General features: G+C 72.8%; 17 protein-coding genes. 10 read left to right on the forward strand and 7 right to left on the reverse strand.

Going from position 1 to position 18208, the window contains the following annotated elements; genetic code table 11:
* Positions 1-14: 14 nt before the first annotated feature.
* From BMY04_RS15585 to BMY04_RS15595, 3 genes are all read right to left on the reverse strand, one after another.
* A complete protein-coding gene (locus BMY04_RS15585; protein ID WP_091182888.1) occupies positions 15-1046 on the reverse strand; it encodes a class I mannose-6-phosphate isomerase in 1032 nt (343 codons plus the stop codon).
* Complete coding sequence (locus BMY04_RS15590; RefSeq protein ID WP_091182891.1) at positions 1043-3133, reverse strand: hypothetical protein; 2091 nt, start codon at positions 3131-3133, stop codon at positions 1043-1045. The genes BMY04_RS15585 and BMY04_RS15590 overlap by 4 nt, the downstream gene beginning before the upstream one ends.
* Before the next feature lie 81 nt (positions 3134-3214).
* Entirely contained in the window at positions 3215-4234 is a 1020-nt protein-coding gene (locus BMY04_RS15595) for a LacI family DNA-binding transcriptional regulator (protein ID WP_091182893.1), read from the reverse strand.
* 257 nt (positions 4235-4491) lie between these two features.
* On the opposite strand from BMY04_RS15595, the gene BMY04_RS15600 reads away from it, so the two are divergent.
* The 3 genes from BMY04_RS15600 to BMY04_RS15610 are packed head-to-tail and all read left to right on the forward strand — an operon-like array spanning position 4492 to position 7642.
* Entirely contained in the window at positions 4492-5820 is a 1329-nt protein-coding gene (locus tag BMY04_RS15600; RefSeq protein ID WP_198410201.1) for an ABC transporter substrate-binding protein, read from the forward strand.
* Entirely contained in the window at positions 5817-6749 is a 933-nt protein-coding gene (locus tag BMY04_RS15605; protein WP_091182896.1) for a carbohydrate ABC transporter permease, read from the forward strand. The genes BMY04_RS15600 and BMY04_RS15605 overlap by 4 nt, the downstream gene beginning before the upstream one ends.
* Positions 6749-7642 (forward strand): carbohydrate ABC transporter permease, encoded by an 894-nt coding sequence (locus BMY04_RS15610; protein ID WP_091182901.1) that lies wholly within the window; start codon positions 6749-6751, stop codon positions 7640-7642. The genes BMY04_RS15605 and BMY04_RS15610 overlap by 1 nt, the downstream gene beginning before the upstream one ends.
* 25 nt (positions 7643-7667) lie before the next feature.
* Here the strand turns inward: BMY04_RS15610 and BMY04_RS15615 are convergent, their stop codons facing one another.
* The gene (locus BMY04_RS15615; protein ID WP_091182904.1) at positions 7668-8714 is read right to left on the reverse strand and encodes an aldo/keto reductase; all 1047 of its coding nucleotides are present in this window, start codon (positions 8712-8714) and stop codon (positions 7668-7670) included.
* A gap of 77 nt (positions 8715-8791) precedes the next feature.
* Here BMY04_RS15615 and BMY04_RS15620 point away from each other — a divergent pair, with 77 nt between their 5' ends.
* From BMY04_RS15620 to BMY04_RS15635, 4 genes are all read left to right on the forward strand, one after another.
* Positions 8792-9367, forward strand: a complete 576-nt coding sequence (locus BMY04_RS15620) for a TetR/AcrR family transcriptional regulator (protein WP_091182907.1) — start codon at positions 8792-8794, stop codon at positions 9365-9367.
* A 151-nt stretch (positions 9368-9518) separates the two neighbouring features.
* Positions 9519-10352, forward strand: coding sequence for a Bax inhibitor-1/YccA family protein (locus BMY04_RS15625; protein WP_091182910.1), 834 nt, complete (start codon positions 9519-9521; stop codon positions 10350-10352).
* 177 nt (positions 10353-10529) lie between these two features.
* On the forward strand, positions 10530-11774 hold the full coding sequence (locus BMY04_RS15630; protein ID WP_091182912.1) for an NAD(P)/FAD-dependent oxidoreductase: 1245 nt from the start codon (positions 10530-10532) through the stop codon (positions 11772-11774).
* 35 nt (positions 11775-11809) lie between these two features.
* Positions 11810-13180, forward strand: coding sequence for a cystathionine beta-synthase (locus tag BMY04_RS15635; RefSeq protein WP_091182914.1), 1371 nt, complete (start codon positions 11810-11812; stop codon positions 13178-13180).
* A gap of 85 nt (positions 13181-13265) precedes the next feature.
* Here the strand turns inward: BMY04_RS15635 and BMY04_RS15640 are convergent, their stop codons facing one another.
* Positions 13266-13949 carry an NUDIX hydrolase gene (locus BMY04_RS15640; RefSeq protein WP_091182916.1) on the reverse strand — a complete coding sequence of 228 codons (684 nt, stop codon included), beginning with the start codon at positions 13947-13949 and terminating at the stop codon, positions 13266-13268.
* Positions 13950-14089: 140 nt separating this feature from the next.
* Between BMY04_RS15640 and BMY04_RS15645 the strand changes: the two genes are divergently transcribed.
* Both BMY04_RS15645 and BMY04_RS15650 read left to right on the forward strand, forming a co-directional pair.
* Positions 14090-14449 carry a hypothetical protein gene (locus BMY04_RS15645; RefSeq protein WP_091182918.1) on the forward strand — a complete coding sequence of 120 codons (360 nt, stop codon included), beginning with the start codon at positions 14090-14092 and terminating at the stop codon, positions 14447-14449.
* Complete coding sequence (locus tag BMY04_RS15650) at positions 14446-14892, forward strand: hypothetical protein (RefSeq protein ID WP_091183500.1); 447 nt, start codon at positions 14446-14448, stop codon at positions 14890-14892. Before BMY04_RS15645 ends, BMY04_RS15650 begins: the two co-directional genes overlap by 4 nt.
* On the opposite strand, the gene BMY04_RS15655 is transcribed toward BMY04_RS15650, so the two are convergent.
* Together BMY04_RS15655 and BMY04_RS15660 are read right to left on the reverse strand one after the other, a co-directional pair.
* Positions 14859-16307 (reverse strand): APC family permease, encoded by a 1449-nt coding sequence (locus BMY04_RS15655; protein ID WP_091182921.1) that lies wholly within the window; start codon positions 16305-16307, stop codon positions 14859-14861. The genes BMY04_RS15650 and BMY04_RS15655 overlap by 34 nt on opposite strands.
* Before the next feature lie 63 nt (positions 16308-16370).
* Positions 16371-17159: a carbon-nitrogen hydrolase family protein gene (locus tag BMY04_RS15660; protein WP_198410202.1), complete on the reverse strand. Its 789-nt coding sequence runs from the start codon at positions 17157-17159 to the stop codon at positions 16371-16373.
* Positions 17160-17287: 128 nt separating this feature from the next.
* On the opposite strand from BMY04_RS15660, the gene ypfJ reads away from it, so the two are divergent.
* Positions 17288-18148: a KPN_02809 family neutral zinc metallopeptidase gene (gene ypfJ, locus BMY04_RS15665; protein ID WP_091182922.1), complete on the forward strand. Its 861-nt coding sequence runs from the start codon at positions 17288-17290 to the stop codon at positions 18146-18148.
* Positions 18149-18208: the final 60 nt, after the last annotated feature.

An 18208-nucleotide genomic window follows, 5' to 3' on the forward strand; every position in this document is an offset into this window, starting at 1 on the left:
CGCAGGTCCGCGGCTCAGGGCGCCGGGGGTCGGCAGCGGAGCAGCAGCAGGTCGCCCACCACCTCGACCGGCCCGTGACCGTGGGTCGTCAGCAGGACCGACCCCCGCCGCACCGCCAAGGCGTCGTGCGGCCGCTCCACCCGGCCCTCGCCCTCGACGACCACCACCACGGCGTACGCGGCGTCGAGGACGGCACGGCCGCGCACCGCCGTCTGCTCGAGGCGGAAGTAGGGGTCGGCGACCTGCGGCAGCGCGCCGAACCCCTCCGACGGGTGCTGCACGAGACCCGCCAGCGCGTCCTCCGACAGGCTCCCGAGGTCCAGGGCGCCCAAGGCCGTCGCCAGGTCGAGCCCGAGGAGCGCGGCCTGCTCGTCCAGCCCCGGGAAGGCCCGGTGCTCGAGGACCAGCGACAGGTCGGTCGGCTGCTGCAGCTCGAGCAGGGTGATCCCGGCGCCGACCGCGTGCGGCTGGCCGGCGGGGACCAGCAGCGTGTCGCCGGCCGCGAGCGGCACCCGGTGCATCGCCGCCAGCATGGCCTCGGCGTCCTGCCGCTCGAACCAGCCGGTGACCTCCTCGACCGGCACCGGGCGCCGGAACCCGACGTACGCGTGGCCGTCCGGCGGGGCGTCGACGACGACCCACGCCTCGGTCTTGCCGAGGTCGCTGCCGAGCCGGGCCCGGGCGAAGGCGTCGTCGGGGTGGTAGTGCACGAACAGCCGCTGCTCGGGGTTGATGAGCTTGACGAGCAGCCGGGGGTCGGCGCCGAAGCGCTCGACGTGCGCCGCCCCCAGGAAGCCCACGGGGTCGTCGAGGACGGCCTGCCGCAGCGTCGGCCCGCCGGGCAGCCGGGTCAGACCGACCTCCGGGTCCCCGTGCAGGGTGGTCGTCGAGGCCAGGAAGTCCTCCGGCACCCGGTCGTCGGTCCCGGCCGGGGCGCCGCGGAAGTGCGCGATCCCGGCTCCGCCCCGGTAGGGGCGCCCGCCCGGCTGGTTCGGGGCGAGCAGCCGGGGGGCGAGCCGCTCGGCGTCGAGGCCCGTCGTCGTCATGCGCCGGCTGCGCTGAGGTGCACGACCGCGTACAGGTCGAGCTCGGGCACGACCACGCGGACGCCGTCCGCCCCGGTGGTCAGCGCGAGCTCCTCGGGCGCGTGGCCCGGGCGGTGCAGCGTCGCCCGGGCGGCGGCGAAGCCGTGGGTGAGCTCGACGTCGTGGCGGACCCGGGTGGTGTCGGACTCCGCGTCGTAGTCGTAGTTGAGCAGGTGGATGGCCTGGTCGCCGCCGTCGAGGGCGTGGACGCAGGCGGTCGTGGTGCCGCCGAGGTCCCCGGCGAGCTCGTCGCCGACCTGGGCGCGGACGTCGGGCACCGCGCTGGTCCGCACGACCTGCGCGTGACCGAGGAGGCGGTCGGCGTCGGGCAGGTCGGTGCCGTAGGCGCCGTGCACGACCACCCGTCCGCCCGCGTCGGCGTACGCGCAGAGGACGGCGTGCTGCTCGGGGCTGACGCGCCAGGCGTCGGGCACCACGACGGTGGCGTAGCGCTGGAGGCCCTCGAGCGTCAGGTCGTTCTCGCGGTAGCGCGGGTCGGCCAGCACGACCACGTCGAACAGACCGCCGTTGCGGCTCAGGTGCTCGATGACCGGCCAGTAGGAGGGTGCGGGCCCCGTCGACTCGGGCCGCTCGTACCAGGCGCCCTCGTCGAAGAACTGGTCGCCGTCGACCGCGCTGCGCTGGAGGCTCGCGACGGGGCACAGGACGGCGGTGCGGTGGGAGGTCTGGTTGCTGGTCAGGGCGTCGACCGACGCCAGGAACTCGCCGATCTCGACGCACAGCCGGCGCGGGGCCCAGAACGAGTCCTTGGTGACGCTGCCCAGCCAGGAGCCGTAGGGCAGCGACATGTTGCCGCCCATCGCGGCGGCCTCGTAGATGGTCATGCGGAAGAGGTCGTGGCCCTGCCCGAGCTTCAGCCGCTCCGAGAGCTCCTCGGTGACGCCGCCGTACGGGTTCTCGACGGCCACCAGGGGGCGGCCGCGGGCGATGGAGACGGCGTGCCGGAACCACCACGGCTGCTGGTAGCGGGTCTCGCGCATCTCCGTCACGCAGACGTCGACCTCGCCGACCATCGCGTCGTAGATCGGGGCGCAGTCGTAGAAGTTGCCGGCCAGCCGCACGGTGCGCCCGGTCTCCTCGGCGTACTCGCGGACGTAGCGGGCCACCTCGGCGAACGTCTCCACCGTCACGTCCATGAGGAACTGGATGTAGTGGTCCGCGAGCGGGAGCGACTGCGGGGCGGCGCCGGCGCGGTAGCCCTGGTCGAGCAGCCAGGTGCGGTAGTCGAAGGTCGTGAGGTCGACGCCGTCGAGCTCGGCGGGGGCTGCGTCGAGGGCCTGCAGGTGGCGGCGGAACCCCTTCATGCAGTCCTTGCAGAAGCAGCCCCCGTAGCGCATGGACAGCAGCGGCAGGTCGCTCTCGTCGAGCTGGATGCCGGGCGCGCCGGCGTCGATCTGGACGCGGATGATCGCCTTCAGGTACTCCCGCCAGACCGGGTTGACGCGGTCGGCGAGGTAGCACTGCTGCCCGATGCCGGGCACCTCCACCCAGTGGGCGTGCAGCGGGTTGCCCTCGAGGTCGCGGCTGGCGATCTCCGACCACAGGTCGGTGACCTGCTCGCCGTCGCTGTTGGTCAGCCCGTCGGGGAAGTAGTGCCGGAACGGCTTCCAGCTGGCCGGACCCGTGTCGGAGGAGAACTCGCGCAGCCCGACCGTGCGGCCCTCGGCGTCGCCCAGCAGCTGGTTCTGCTCGAGGACCTCCCCGTCCGCGCCGTAGCGCGCCGGGAACTCCCAGGCCTGCGCCTCGAAGACGATCGCGAACAGGTCGATGCCGCGCTCCTTCGCGGCGGCGATGAACTCGGCGTCGGTCACGAAGCCGTGCTGGCGGAACCGCGCGGGGACGGGCCCGTAGGCCTCCTCCTCGAGGTACGGGAGGCTGATCGTCCCGCCGCCGAGCCCGGCCCAGACGAGCATCGTGCCGCGCATGTCGGCGAGGTCGTCGAGCATCGCCAGCCGCCTCGGCGGCATGCTCGGGTGGTAGCAGTGCTCGTTCGGGAACCATCCGTCGAAGTAGATGCCGCGTTCCATGAGGGGTCCTTTGCGCGTCGGTGCAGGGGGATCGGGGGCGGTGCGGGCGTGCGGGTACGGGAGGTGCGGGGGGTGGGACGGTCAGCCGTAGAAGGCGGCGGTGCTGCGCCGCACCACCAGCTGCGGCGGCAGCAGCAGCTGCTGGGCCTCGGGCCGGGCGGTCAGGACGGTGCGGGCCGCCATCGCCCCGAGCTGGCGGGTGGGCTGGGCGACGACGGTCACGGGAGGGTCGACGAGCTTGGCCCACGACACGTCGTCGAACATGACCAGCGAGATGTCGTCGGGCACGCTGAGCCCGCGGTCGCGGACCGCGGTGAGGGCCGCCTCGCCCAGCACGTTGTTGCCGACGAACAGCGCCGACGGCGGGTCGGGGGCGTCGAGCAGCCGCACCGCGCTCGCGTAGGCGGTCTCGCGGGTGAAGCGGGTGCGCACGACCAGGCGCTCGTCGACGCCCACGTCGACGTCGGCGTGCGCGCGGCGGTAGCCGGCCTCACGCATGGAGCCGCTGGTCAGCCGGTCGGGGCCGCCGAGGTAGCCGATCCGACGGTGGCCGAGGGCGAGCAGGTGCTCCGTCGCGCTGCGGGCGCCCGCCTGGTGGTCCACCGACAGGCATGCGGCCTCGATCCCGGGCACCGTGCGGTCGACGAACAGCACGCGGGTCCCGAGGTCCTGGGCGCTGCGCCACAGCTCGCGGTTCTCGCTCGTGGGGAAGGCGACGATGCCGCCGACCCGTTCCTGCAGGAGCAGGTCGACGTACTCGCGCTCGGTCGCGGGGTCCTCGCCCGTCGCGCAGAGGATCACGTGGTGGCCGATGGCGTTGGCCGCGCCGAGCAGGCCCTCGGCGAACTCGCCGTAGAACGGGTTGGAGATGTCGGTGACGAGGAGCCCGATGTTGCTCGCGGTGCTGAGCTTGAGCCCGCGCCCGAGCGCGCTGGGCCGGTAGTTCAGCCGGGCCGCCACCTCCTCGACCCGCTGCCGGGTCGAGGCCGCCACCTTGCCGTTGTTGGAGAACACGCGCGACACGGTGCCCAGGCCGACGTCGGCGGCCGCGGCCACGTCCTTCATCGTGGCGGGCCGCCGCGGGCGCTGCTCGTCTGGCATGTCCTCGGCTCCTGGTGGTTACGTTTCCACGAACGTAGCGGCGCAGGTTGGCGCCGTCAAGGTTCCTCGGCCGCGACCGAGATGCCCAAAAGCCGGTCTCTCGAGCGCGAAAGTTTCCCGAACTGACGTCTTGACAGGCCCGGAACCTCACGTCAAGGATGGCGAGTGGAAACGTAACCACTTTCTGCGGCGCCGACCGAGCAGCCGCGGACGCCCGGTCCGGGTCACCCGACGGGCTCGATGGAGGAGACACAGCAATGACGCGTGCGATGCGCACCCCGCTCTCACGACGGAGCTTCCTGGCGGCCGGCGGAGGCCTGGCGACGCTGGCCGCGACCGGTGCGCTGTCCGCCTGCGGGTCGGGCCGGAGCGCGGGCGGCAGCAGCGCCGGCGCGGCGATGACCATGTGGGGCATCACCGGCGACCAGCCGTTCATCGAGCCGACGGTGACCGAGTGGAACGCCGCGCACGCCGACTCGGCGATCAGCGCGAACTACTTCGGCACCAACGACTACAAGGACAAGATCAGGACCGGCATCAGCTCGGCCCAGGCACCGACCCTCGTCTACACCTGGGGCGGCGGCACGATGCGGTCCTACGTCGACGCCGGGCTCGTCCAGGACCTGACCGGGCCGCTGAGCGGCAAGTCCGGCTTCCTCGACAAGGTGCTCCCGTCGGTCCTCGACGCGGGCAAGGTCGACGGCAAGACGTACGCCGTCCCGCTCTCGGCCTCGGCGCCGGTGCTCTTCTACTACAACCACGACGTGCTCACGAAGGTCGGCATCGAGCAGCCGAAGACCTGGGACGACCTGATGTCGGCGGTGCCGAAGATCAAGTCGGCCGGCTTCGCGCCGATCTCCCTCGGCGGTGGCAGCAAGTGGCCGTACCTGATGTGGATCGAGTACCTGGTGGACCGCATCGGGGGGCCCGACGTGTTCAAGCGGGTGCTCGACAACACCGAGGGCGCCTGGTCCGACCCGGCGGTGCTGCAGGCCTGCCAGCAGATCCAGGACCTCATCTCGGCCGGCGGCTTCGCGGACGGCTACGCCTCGGTGAGCGCCGACACCAACGCCGACCTGGCGCTGATGGCGACGGGCCGGGCGGCCATGCTCCTGCAGGGGGCGTGGGCCTTCGACAGCATCGACGGCATCGCCAAGAACTTCGTCTCCGACGGCAAGCTCGCGTACGGCGCCTTCCCCGCGGTCAGCGGCGGCAAGGGCGACCCGATGAACATCGCCGGCAACCCGTCGCAGTTCTGGGCGGTCTCGTCCAAGGCCAACCCGCAGCAGACCTCGGCCGCGATCGACTACTTCTCGAGCACGCTGTGGACCGACCCGTACACCAAGCGGCTCGCCGACAGCGGCAACATCCCGCCGGTCAAGGACGCCTCCGCGCTCCTGCCGAAGGGCTTCCCGCAGGGCGTCTACGAGATGATCCAGAAGGCCCCGAGCTTCCAGATGTCGTGGGACCTCGCGCTCTCGCCCGCCGCCTCGGCCGCCTTCTGGACGCAGCTCGACCTGCTCTTCAACAAGTCGAGCACGCCGCAGAAGTTCGCCGACGCCATGAACAAGACGATCGGCAAGTGACGGCGACGACGGCCGGTGCGCCCGGTGCGGCCCGCGAGGGCGCCCGGGCCGCCGGCGGCCGCGGTGCCGAGCCCAGCGCCTGGTACCTCGCGCCGGCGCTGATCTTCTTCGTGGCGTTCGGCATCGTGCCCCTCGTCGTCGCCGCGGTGCTGTCCTTCACGACCTGGGACGGGCTGACCCCGCCGAAGTTCACGGGCCTGGACAACTGGGTCGACGAGCTGAGCGACCCCGTGACCTACAACGCGCTGTGGCTGACGCTCAAGGTCATCGTGCTGTCCTGGGTCCTGCAGACGCCGCTCAGCCTGCTCATCGGGGTCTTCACGGCGGGGCGCCAGCGCTACCGCGCGGTCCTGTCGGCGCTGTACTTCCTGCCGCTGGTGCTGTCGGCGGCGGCGATCGGCATCGCCTTCAAGGCCCTGCTCGACCCGAACTACGGGCTCGGGCACGCCTTCGGGGTCAAGGCGCTGGTGCAGGACTGGCTCGGCAACACCGACCTCGTGCTCTACACCGTCGTCCTGGTGATCGCCTGGCAGTTCATCCCGTTCCACTCGCTGCTCTACCAGGCCGGCGCGCGGCAGATCCCGCCGTCGCTCTACGAGGCGGCCTCGATCGACGGGGCCGGGCGGGTGCAGCAGTTCTTCTCGATCACCATCCCGCAGCTGAAGAACACGATCATCGCCTCCACCACGCTGATGGTGGTGGGGTCGCTGACCTACTTCGACCTGGTCTTCATCCTGACCCAGGGCGGCCCCGGGTACGCGACGCGGCTGCTGCCGCTCGACATGTACCTCACCGGGTTCCAGGCCAGCCAGCTCGGCTCGGCCAGCGTCCTCGCCGTCCTGCTGGTCCTCATCGGCCTGGTCCTCGCCACGATCATCACCAGGGTCAGCGGCTTCAACCGCATGACGAGCCAGCAGGAAGGTGCCTGATGGCCGTCACGACGAGCCCGACGACGACCCGGACGGAACGACCCGCCGAGCAGCCGAGGCCGCGCGCGCGGCGGCGCCGCGACCGGCCGAACGTCGTCGGTGCGGTCCTCGGCGTCGTGTGGCTGGCGATCATCGTCGTACCGATCTACTACGTGGTGCTCACCAGCTTCAGCGAGCAGGGCGAGTTCTACACCCGCAACCCGCTGGTTCCGCCCGGCGACCCCACGCTCGGCGCGTACCGGCAGGTGGTGGAGTCCGGGATCGCGCGCTACTTCGTCAACAGCGTGCTGGTCACCGCGGCCACGGTCGTCGTGACGGTGGTCGTCTGCCTGCTGGCCGCGTACACGATCGTGCGGTCCAGCCGGCGGTTCGTGCGCACGTCCTACTCGCTGTTCCTGCTGGGGCTCGCGGTCCCGCTCCAGGCGACGATCGTCCCGCTGTTCTTCATGCTCGGTCAGCTCGACCTCTACGACACGCTGCTGGCGGTGATCCTGCCGTCGATCGCCTTCGCCATCCCGATCACCGTGCTCGTCCTGGTGAACTTCCTGCGCGACATCCCGCGCGAGCTGTTCGAGTCGATGTTCGTCGACGGCGCCACGAACGGCCAGATCCTGCTCCGGCTGGTCCTCCCGCTGGCGCGGCCGGCGCTCGGGACCGTGGTCATCTACGACGCGCTGCAGGTCTGGAACGGCTTCCTGCTGCCGCTGGTGCTGACCCAGAGCGAGAACATCCGGGTGCTGCCCCTGGCGCTGTGGAACTTCCAGGGGCAGTTCTCGATCGACGTGCCGGCGACCCTGGCCGCCGTCGTGCTGTCGGCGATCCCGGTCCTGGTGCTCTACGTCGTCGCCCGGCGCCAGCTCGTGAGCGGCCTGACCGCCGGGGTCGGCCGGTAGTCGTCCGGAGGTGCCCGGGGGAGGGTCAGAGCGCCATCCCCGGGACCCGTCGGCGGATCGCCTCCATCTCGGCCTCGTCCGAGATGCCCTGGAGGTCGTACCGGGGCGTGTACGGCGTCTCGAGCGCCCGGACGTCGTCGTCGGTGAGCTCCAGGTCGAGCGAGGCGACCGCGTCGTCGATCTGGGCCGGCGATCCCGCCCCGACCAGGGGCGCGGCCACCACCGGCTGCCGGCGCAGCCAGGCGAGCGCGACCTGCGCCCGCGAGACCCCGTGCGCCTCCGCGACGCGGCCGACGGCGTCGACGATCGCGCGGTTCGACGCCTCCTCGGCGGGGGAGTAGAGCTGGTCGGCGTACGCGCCGTCGGTCGCGGACCGCTTGCCGGCGCGGGCGTCGTCCCAGGACCGGGCCAGGCGGCCGCGCGCCAGCGGGCTCCAGACGACCGTGCCGACGCCCTCGTCGAGGCAGAGCGGGATCATCTCGCGCTCCTCCTCGCGGGCGAGCAGGTTGTAGTGGTCCTGCATCGACACGAAGCGGGCCCAGCCGTGCCGCTCCTGCAGGTGCAGGGCTTTCGCGAACTCCCACGCGTGCATGGACGAGGCGCCGAGGTAGCGCACCTTGCCCGCCTTGACGACGTCGTGCAGCGCCTCGAGCGTCTCCTCCCACGGCGTCGCGTGGTCGTTGCGGTGGATCTGGTAGAGGTCGATGTGGTCGGTGCCGAGACGGCGCAGCGAGTGGTCGACCTCGGTCATGACCTCCTTGCGCGAGAGCCCCCGGCCGTTCGGGCCGAGCCGCATCGGGTGCCGCAGCTTGGTGGCGACGACGACCGCGTCCCGGTCGGCGAAGTCGCGCAGCGCGCGGCCGAGGATCTCCTCGCTCGAGCCGTACGAGTAGAAGTTCGCCGTGTCGAAGAAGTTGATGCCCACCTCGAGCGCGTGCCGGATCAGCGGCCGTGCCTCGTCCTCGGCCTTCGACCACACCGGGTGGCCGCGCTCGGGCTGGCCGTAGGTCATGGCGCCGATGGCGACCGGCGACACGTCCAGTCCGGTGGTGCCGAGCTTGATGTACTCCACGATGCTCCTCTAGGTTGTTCCGGAGAGTTCTCCGGAAACGTACCGGAGAGTTCTCCGGATGCGCAAGGAGGTGGGTCGTGGTCCGCTCGGACGCCCAGCAGAACCGAGAGCGGATCCTCGAGGTGGCGCGGGAGCTGTTCGCCGGAGACGGCAGCACGTCGATGAACCAGGTGGCGCAGCGCGCCGGGGTCGGCGCCGGCACGCTCTACCGCCACTTCGCCACGCGCGAGGCGCTCGTGCTCGCGGTCTACGAGGCCGAGGTCGACCGGGTGGTCGGCACCGTCCCGCAGCTGCTCGAGGAGCACCCCCCGCTGGAGGCGCTCCGCGCCTGGACCGCGGACCTCGTGGAGGTGATGCGGCGCAAGCACGGGCTCGGCGACGCGCTCGGCCAGGCCGCACGGGAGGCCGCGAGCGAGCGCGCGTACGGCCCCGTCGTCGCGGCGATCGCGTCGATGCTCGACGCCGGAGCGGCCGACGGCAGCATCCGCGCCGACGCCGACGCGGGCGACTTCCTGCAGCTGACCGCGGGGATGTGGCGCGCCCCGGGCGGTGCCGACGACCGCTCGGGACGGATGCTCGCGCTGGTGCTCGACGGGCTCCGCGGGCCTGCTCGGACGGCGCCCCCGGCGCGGGCCCAGGAGGCCGACGCATAGCCCGAACATGCGTCTGACCAGGGGTTTCCCAGGGTCGCCCGGCCGGGGGAACACGGAGGTGGCACCGGTTCGTTGTCTACACTGGAAGCACGGCGCGCGGGTTCTCCTCCCCGGAGGGCTCCAGAGCGCCTCACCAGGAGGAACCCCACCCATGTTGCGCAGCTCGAACCCGATCCTCTCGAAGAAGGACGCGTTCACCCCCGCAGCACCCCAGTACGGGCAGCAGTACGGCCAGGGCTACGGCCAGCAGGGCGGCTTCGGCGGCCCGCAGGGACCCTGGACCAGCACGCCGGCTCCGGGCCAGCAGGGCGTCCAGGGCCGGATGACCCTGGACGACGTCATCACCAAGACCGCCGTCACCCTCGGCATCCTGGTCGTGACCGCGGCCCTCGCGTGGAACTTCGTCCCGGACAGCCTCTACCTCCCGGCGATGATCCTGTCGGCGGTCGTCGGGCTCGTCGCGGTGGTGCTCGTCTCCGCCCGGCGAACCGTCTCGCCCGCGCTCGTCGTGGTGTACGCCGCGGTCGAGGGCGTCTTCATCGGCATGATCAGCAAGGTCTTCGAGTCCTACTACGAGGGCATCGTCGCCCAGGCCGTCGTGGCGACGTTCTTCGCAGCGGGCGCCACGCTCGCGGCGTACAAGATCTTCAACATCCGCGTCACGGCCAAGTTCACGAAGATCGTCGTGATCTCGACCGTCGCCTTCGCGGGCCTGATGCTGGTCAACTTCGTCCTCGCCATCGCCGGCGTCGGCAACGTCCGCGGCGGGATCGTCGGGCCGGTCAGCGGGCTGTCGCTCCTGATCTCGGCCGTCGCGATCGTCCTCGCGGTGCTCAACCTGATCCTCGACTTCGACTACGTCGAGCGCGGCGTCGAGATGGGCGCCCCGGCCAACGAGTCCTGGCGGGCCGCCTTCGGCCTGACCGTGACGATGGTCTGGCTCTACATCGAGCTCCTCCGGCTGATCTCCTACATCCGCCGGTAACCGCTCTGCAGCACCACGACGGGCCGCGTCTCCTCCGGGAGGCGCGGCCCGTCGGCGTCTCGGAGCGGGTCTGCCCCCACCCTCCTCGGCAAGTGGTCGCTCCCGTGCCCCGCGGGAGGCCGGAGAGGCGGCGGAGCGACCACTTCCCGGGGAAGGGGAGCGGGCAGGATGGTCCGCATGAGCACTGACGCGCCCGTGGTCGTCGTCGGCGCGGGGCTGGCCGGGCTCGCCTGCGCGCAGCGCCTGAGCCGGGCCGGTGTCGAGGTCGTCGTGCTCGAGGCCTCCGACGGCGTCGGCGGCCGGGTCCGGACCGACGTGGTCGACGGCTACCGCTGCGACCGCGGGTTCCAGCTGCTGAACCCCTCCTACCCGGCCCTCGGGCCCGTCCTCGGCGACGCCGGGCTGGCTGCGCTCGACCTGCGACCGTTCGCCGCGGGCACCGTGGTCGGCCACGGCCGCACCCGGTCGGTGCTCGCCGACCCGCGCCGCGAGCCCCGCTACGTGGTGGGTTCGCTGCGGGCGCCGCTCGGCACGTTCGCCGAGAAGGTGCGGTTCGCGGCCTGGGCGGCCTCGACGCTCACCCCCGTCCGGGGCAAGCGCGGTCAGCTCGCGGCGCCCGACCGCAGCCGCGCCGAGGAGCTCGACGCGTGGGGCATCACCGGCCGCCTGCGGGCCGGCGTCGTCGACCCGTTCCTCACCGGGGTGCTGGCCGAGGACGACGGCTCGAGCTCCGCGCACCTGGTCCGGATGCTCGTCCGCTCCTTCGTGCTCGGTTCGCCGTCGGTCCCGGCGCTGGGGATGGGCCGCTTCCCGGAGCAGGTCGCCGCGACGCTCCCGCCCGGAACCGTCCGGCTCGGCGTCCGCGTGCACGGCGCGACCGGGTCGTCGGTCCGCACCGACGACGGCGAGCTCGCCGCGCGGGCGGTCGTGGTGGCTACCGACCCCACGACCGCGGGCGCGCTGACCGGGGCCGGGGCGCCACGCATGAAGGCGTTGACCACCTTCTGGCACGCCACCGACCAGCCCCCGACGACCCGGCCGCTGCTGCACCTCGACGCCGACCACCGCGGCCCGATGGTCAACACCGCGGTGATGACGACGGTCGCCCCGACGTACGCGCCGGCCGGCCGCTCCCTGGTCGCCACCACCGTGCTGGGCGCCGACGGTTCCGCGGCCGTCGAGCGGGCCGCCCGCGAGCAGGCCGGGCTCGTCTACGGCACGGGCACCGCGTCGTGGGAGCTCGTCACCACCCACGTCGTGGCCGAGGCGCTGCCGGCGCAGCCGCCGCCCCTGGAGCACCGTCAGCCGGTCCGGGTCGGTGACGGGGTGCTCGTCGCCGGCGACCACCGCGACACCGCCTCGATCCAGGGCGCGCTGGTCTCGGGACGGCGGGCGGCGGACGCGGTGCTGGCCGCGCGCTGACGCCGAGAGGCGCCGCGCCTCCGTAGAGTCGGGGGGTGCAGTACGTCACCAACGTCATCGAGCTCGTCGGCAACACCCCGCTGGTGCAGCTGAACCACGTCACCGAGGGCGCGCCGGGCCTCGTGCTCGCCAAGGTCGAGTACCTCAACCCGGGCGGCTCGGTGAAGGACCGCATCGCGGTGCGCATGGTCGAGGCGGCCGAACGCGACGGTTCGCTCAAGCCGGGCGGCACGATCGTCGAGCCGACGAGCGGCAACACCGGGGTCGGGCTGGCCATCGTGGCCCAGGCCAAGGGGTACGACTGCGTGTTCGTGTGCCCGGACAAGGTGAGCGAGGACAAGCGCAACGTCCTCGCCGCGTACGGCGCGCAGGTCGTCGTCTGCCCGACGGCGGTCGACCCGGAGGACCCGAAGTCGTACTACTCGGTCTCCGACCGGCTCGTCCGCGAGATCCCGGGCGCGTGGAAGCCGGACCAGTACAGCAACCCGGAGAACCCGCGCTCGCACTACGAGACCACCGGCCCCGAGATCTGGGCGCAGACCGACGGCAGGATCACCCACTTCGTCACCGGGATGGGCACCGGCGGCACGATCAGCGGCGCCGGGCGCTACCTCAAGGAGGTCTCCGGCGGTCGCGTCCAGGTGGTCGGCGCCGACCCGGTCGGCTCGGTCTACTCCGGCGGCGACGGCCGGCCCTACCTGGTCGAGGGCGTCGGTGAGGACTTCTGGCCCTCGACGTACGACAAGTCGGTCTGCGACCGCGTGATCGCCGTGTCCGACGCCGACTCGTTCGCGATGACGCGGCGGCTGGCGCGGACCGAGGCGCTGCTCGTCGGTGGTTCGTGCGGCATGGCGACGGTCGCGGCGGTGCGGCTGGCGCAGGAGCTCCAGGACCCGGACGCGGTCATCGTGGTGCTGCTGCCCGACGGCGGCCGCGGCTACCTCACCAAGATCTTCAGCGACCCGTGGCTGGCCCGCTACGGCTTCGCCCCGCGGCCCGAGGGACCGGTGCGCGTCGTCGGCGACGTGCTGCGCGAGAAGGCCGGCGGCCTGCCCGACCTCGTCCACACCCACCCGAACGAGACGGTCGCCCAGGCCGTGGAGATCCTGCGCGAGTACGGCGTCTCGCAGATGCCGGTCGTCCGCGCGGAGCCGCCCGTGATGGCGGCCGAGGTGGTGGGTTCGGTGAGCGAGCGCGGGCTGCTCGGCGCGCTGTTCGGGCAGCACGTGCACCCCGCCGACCCGGTCGAGCGGGCCATGGAGGCGCCGCTGCCCACCCTCGGCGCGACCGAACCCGTCTCCCGCGCCGTCGAGCTCCTCGTCGACGGCGACGCTCTCCTCGTCCTCGACGACGGCCGCCCGGCCGGCGTCCTCACCCGCCAGGACCTCCTCGGCGACGTGGGTTAGAGCTTCTCGGCCCCTGGAGCCCGACCACAGCCGGATCGGGTCAGAGGGAGATCCGCGTCCGAGCGGAGCGAGGACAGAAGACGGGTCAGCCCTTCAGCAGGCGTCTCAGCGCCTGGCGCCAGTTGGCGGTCCAGCTGAGGTCCTGCCAGGTCTCGGTCGGGACCCAGCGGGCCGAGGCGGTCGTGCCTCCCTGGTCGTGGACGACGGGGTCGGTCGGCTCGGGGCAGGTCGCGCGGTAGATGAGGCGTACGGCGTGGAAGTCCTCGACGCCGCCGTGCGGGCTGCGGCCCACCCAGTGCGAGCTCTGCACGAGCACGAGGTCGCCGACCTCGACGGACTGGCCCGTCTCCTCGTCGACCTCGCGGACGACGGCGTGCACCGGGTCCTCGCCCTCGTCGAGCCCGCCGCCCGGCATGCCCCAGCGACCGGACACCGCCGTGAGGTCGGAGTACTCGGTGGCCAGCAGCCCGCGGTCGGACTGCACGACCGCGTACGCGGCGAAGCGCTGCCGCACCACGGGCACCTCGTCGGTCCCGGCCCGCAGCCCGCGGTCGCGGCCCGGCTTCCTGGTCCGCGGGTGGCCGTCGGCGTCGCGCCGGTGCCGCACGCGGAGCACCAGGCGGAGCTCGCCGTTCTCGTCGAGGTCGGCCTCGACCGGTCGGAGCACGACCCACCCCGCCTCGTGGGCGAGCACCCGCGGGTCGACCCCGTGCTCGAGGCGCCGGTCGAAGACCTGGCGGTGGCGCGCGGCGACCCCGACCACACGCATCTAGCGCACCGTGCGGTGGTCGACGGTGCGCATCGCCCCAATCTAGTGGCGCGCGACAGAACGGCTCCCGCCCACGCCGTAGCCTTGGTCGACGTGCCCGCCAGACCCGCCACCGGGCCGCTGCCCGGAGGAGCTGCCGCGTGATCGCCGGCCTGGCCTGGACCGTCTCTGCCCTCGCGCTCGTCGCGATGTGCTGGGGCCTGCTCACCGCGGTGCTCGACAAGCCGCCGGGCAAGGCTCAGCTCCTGTACGCGGCGGGTCTCGAGCTGGTCGTCGTGGTGCAGTCGGTGATCGCGCTCGTCCGCCTGGGCACCGGCTTCCGTCCGGTCGAGCTGGCCACGACCATCGGCTACCTCGTCGGGATCGTCGTGCTGGTGCCCGTCGCGTGGTTCTGGGCCAACAGCGAGCGCACCCGCTTCTCCGGCGTCGTCCTCGCGATCGCGGCCGCGGCCGTGGCGGCGATGACCTTCCGGCTCCTCGTGCTGTGGGTGCCGCGGTGAGCAGCGTCCGCGAGCCAGAGCCGACGCCGCCGCGCACGAGCTCGGGACCGGGCCGGGCGCTCGTCGCCGTGTACGGCCTCTTCGCCCTCGCCGCCACGTCGCGCGGGGTGACGCAGCTCGTCACGCAGTACGCCGAGGCGCCGCTCGCGTACGTGCTGAGCCTCGTCGCGGGGATCGTCTACGTCGTCGCCACGGTGACCCTGGCGCGCGGGACCGCGACGTCGCGCCGCGTCGCGCTCGTCGCGGTGAGCGTGGAGCTCGTCGGCGTCCTCGCGGTCGGCACCCTGAGCCTCGTCGACCCGGCCGCCTTCCCGCGCGCGACGGTCTGGTCGGCGTACGGGATCGGCTACGGGTTCGTGCCGCTCGTCCTGCCCGTGCTCGGCCTGCTCTGGCTGCGGCGGACCCGGCCTCAGCCGGCCGGCTCGTCCGCCACGAGCGAGTAGCGCCCGCCCAGGGCGACCCCGAGCACGAACGCGGCGGGCGGGATCAGCGCCAGCACGGTGCTCACCGCGGCGCTGCCGCCGGTGACGAGGGTGAAGTTGGAGACCACCAGCCACGCGCAGGCCAGCAGCCCGAGGATCGCGACGACCGGGGCCACCTTCGTCGGCAGGACGCGTCCGGCCGCGGCGTCGGGGCGGCGGCCGAAGTAGGCGAGCACGGCCACCGAGGTCACCGTCATGAGCAGCACCATGCCGACCGTGCTGACGCCGGCCATCGAGCCGAACACGCCGACCAGCGGGTCGAGGCCCACGAGGGCGAGCGCCAGCAGGACGACCGCGGCGGTGACGGTCTGCACCACCGAGGCGAAGGACGGCGCGTGGTGCTTCGGGTTGGTGCGCCCGAGCCGGGCGGGCAGCACGCCCTTGTGGGCCAGCGTGAACTGGTAGCGCGCCAGCACGTTGTGAAAGCTCAGCACGCAGGCGAAGAGGCTCGTGATCAGCAGGACGTTCATGACGTCGCGCACCGCGACCCCGAGGTAGTCGCGGGCGGTGTCGAGCATCATGTTGCCCTCGCCGTCGAGGGTGCGCTGCGCGACGGAGACCGCGTCGGACGCGCCGGCGGCAGTGACCAGCGCCCAGCACGACAGCCCGTAGAACACACCGATGATCGTCACCGCCAGGTAGGTCGCGCGCGGGATCGTGCGCTCGGGGGAGCGGGCCTCGTCGCGGAACACGGCGGTGGCCTCGAAGCCGATGAACCCCGTCAGCGCGAAGAGGACCGCGACCCCGAGGCCCGGGCTGAGGACGTTCGACGGCGAGAAGGTCGACCACACCGGGCCCGAGGCGCCGCCGGTCGCGAACACCGCGACGTCCAGGGCGAGCATCACGGCGATCTCGAGGACCAGGGCGACGCCGAGCACCTTGGCGCTCAGCTCGATGTGGCGGTAGCCCAGCACGGCGACCACGGCGATGGTGACGAACGAGTAGACCCACCACGGGATCGACGGGCCGCCGAAGAACGTCACGAGGTCGTTCGCGGCCCAGCCCATGTAGCCGTACACGCCGACCTGCACCGCCGTGTACGCGACGAGCGCGACGAACGCCGCACCGAGGCCGGCCCGCGAGCCGAGGCCCGTGGTCACGTACGAGAAGAACGCGCCCGCCTCGCGCACGTGCGGGGTCATGGTCACGAAGCCGACCGAGAAGACGAGCAGGACGGTGGCGGCGAGCAGGAAGCCGACCGGGGCGCCGACGCCGTTGCCGCCGGCGACGGCGAGGGGGACGTTGCCGCCGATGACCGTGAGCGGCGCGGCGGCGGCGATGACCATGAACACGACGGCGCCGACGCCGAGCTGGCCGGTGAGGCGGCCCGGTCCGGTGGCGGTGCCCTCGACCGGGGCGGAGGTGGGTGCGGTCATGGGGGTCCTCGTGGGGTGCGGAGGGGCTGGGGCGATGGGCGTCGGAGCAGCAGCGGTCCGAGGTCAGGACGGGTAGAGGTCGAGGCGGAGGTCGTCGAGGTACGGGTTGTCGCGCTGCGCCTGCTCGACGACGTCGGTGTCGACGGTGGCGAGGACGAGTCCGACGGGCTCGGTCGGGGCGAGCGCGTCCAGGACCTGGCCGGACGGCGCCGCGACCGAGCTGCGGCCGACGTAGCGCAGGTCGCCCTCCGCGCCGCTGCGGTTCACGTAGGCGACGTAGACCTGGTTCTCCCAGGCGCGGACGCCGATGAGGGTCTCGGCGACGAACGTGAACGGCTCCATCTGCGCGGTCGGCACCACGACCACGTGGGCGCCTTCGCGCGCCGCGGCCCGGACGGGTTCGGGGAACTCGACGTCGTAGCAGACCAGCAGCGCCAGGCGGACGCCCCGGTAGGTGACGACCTCGCTGCGCCGCGTGCCCTCCACGAACAGGGTGCGGTCGAGGTCGGAGAACAGGTGCGTCTTGCGGTAGCGCGTCACCTCGGCGCCGCGCTCGTCGACGAACAGCGCGGTGTTGGCGACCGTCCCGTCGGCCAGCCGCTCGGGCAGCCCCGCGACCAGCGCGATCCCGGTGTCGGCGGCCAGCTGCGCGACCCGTTCGACCAGGGGTCCGGCGGCCAGCTCGGCGACCTGGCCGCCGATGTTGTAGCCGGTCACGAACATCTCCGGCGTGACCAGCACGTCGGCTCCCCGTGCGCGCGCCTCCGCGGCGGCCTCCGCGATCGTGGCGAGGTTGGCCTCGACGTCGCCCGGCGTGCCGGGGTGCTGCAGGCCGGCGATCGTCAGCTGCATCGTGGGCCTCCCAGCCGCGTCGGTCGGAGCAGACCCTAGTGGTGCGGGGTCCTCGCGGCGCCGCTGCGTCCGGACTGCTGCGCGGCGTGCGGCGACGCCCGGGCGCCGCGTCCGCCAGACTGTGCCCCGTGAAGTACAACGAGGGCGCGAACCTCGACCCCTCGCAGGTCGGTGGGGGCGGCGGTGGCGGGAACGGCGGCAAGATCGCGATCGGCGGCGGCGCCGGCGTGGTCGTGCTGATCCTGGCCCTGCTGCTCGGCATCAACCCGGGCGACGTGCTCGGCTCGGGCGACCAGGCCGACCCGGGGACGGGCCAGGCGCCGGCCTCGCCCTTCGCGCAGTGCACCCGCGGCAGCGACATCGGCAAGGACCGGAACTGCCGCTTCGTGGCGTACACGAACTCGATCCAGGACTACTGGGGCGGCACCGTGCAGGACTACCAGGTGATCAAGGTGCAGACGTTCACCGGGCAGATCTCGACGGCCTGCGGCACGGCGACCTCCGAGGTCGGCCCCTTCTACTGCTCCGGGGACACCGCGGTCTACCTCGACCTCGGCTTCTTCGACGAGCTCACCACCAAGCTCGGCGCGCAGGGCGGCGACGCGGCGGAGGCGTACGTGCTCGCCCACGAGTTCGGCCACCACGTGCAGGACCTCGAGGGGACGCTGCAGCGGGTGCAGGGCGGCTCGGGCGGCACGGGGCCGACGTCGCCGGGCGTACGCCTCGAGCTGCAGGCCGACTGCTACGCCGGCGTGTGGTTCAACCACGCCACCAATGACCCGCAGTCGCCGATCAGCGAGGTGACGCAGGCCGACCTCGACGACGCCCTCGACGCCGCCGCCGCGGTCGGCGACGACCGGATCCAGAAGAAGATGCAGGGCCAGGTCAACCCCGAGACGTGGACGCACGGTTCCGCGGCCAACCGTCAGAAGTGGCTCACCACCGGCTTCCAGTCCGGCGACCCGGCCTCGTGCGACACGTTCGCGTGACTTCTGCCTCCGCTTCGCTCCGGCGCGGCGGCCGCTCCGACCCTCCGTCTTCCTCCCTCC

Origin of the sequence: Microlunatus flavus, from assembly GCF_900110855.1 — a bacterium.
GTDB classification, from domain to species: Bacteria; Actinomycetota; Actinomycetes; order Propionibacteriales; family Propionibacteriaceae; genus Microlunatus; species Microlunatus flavus.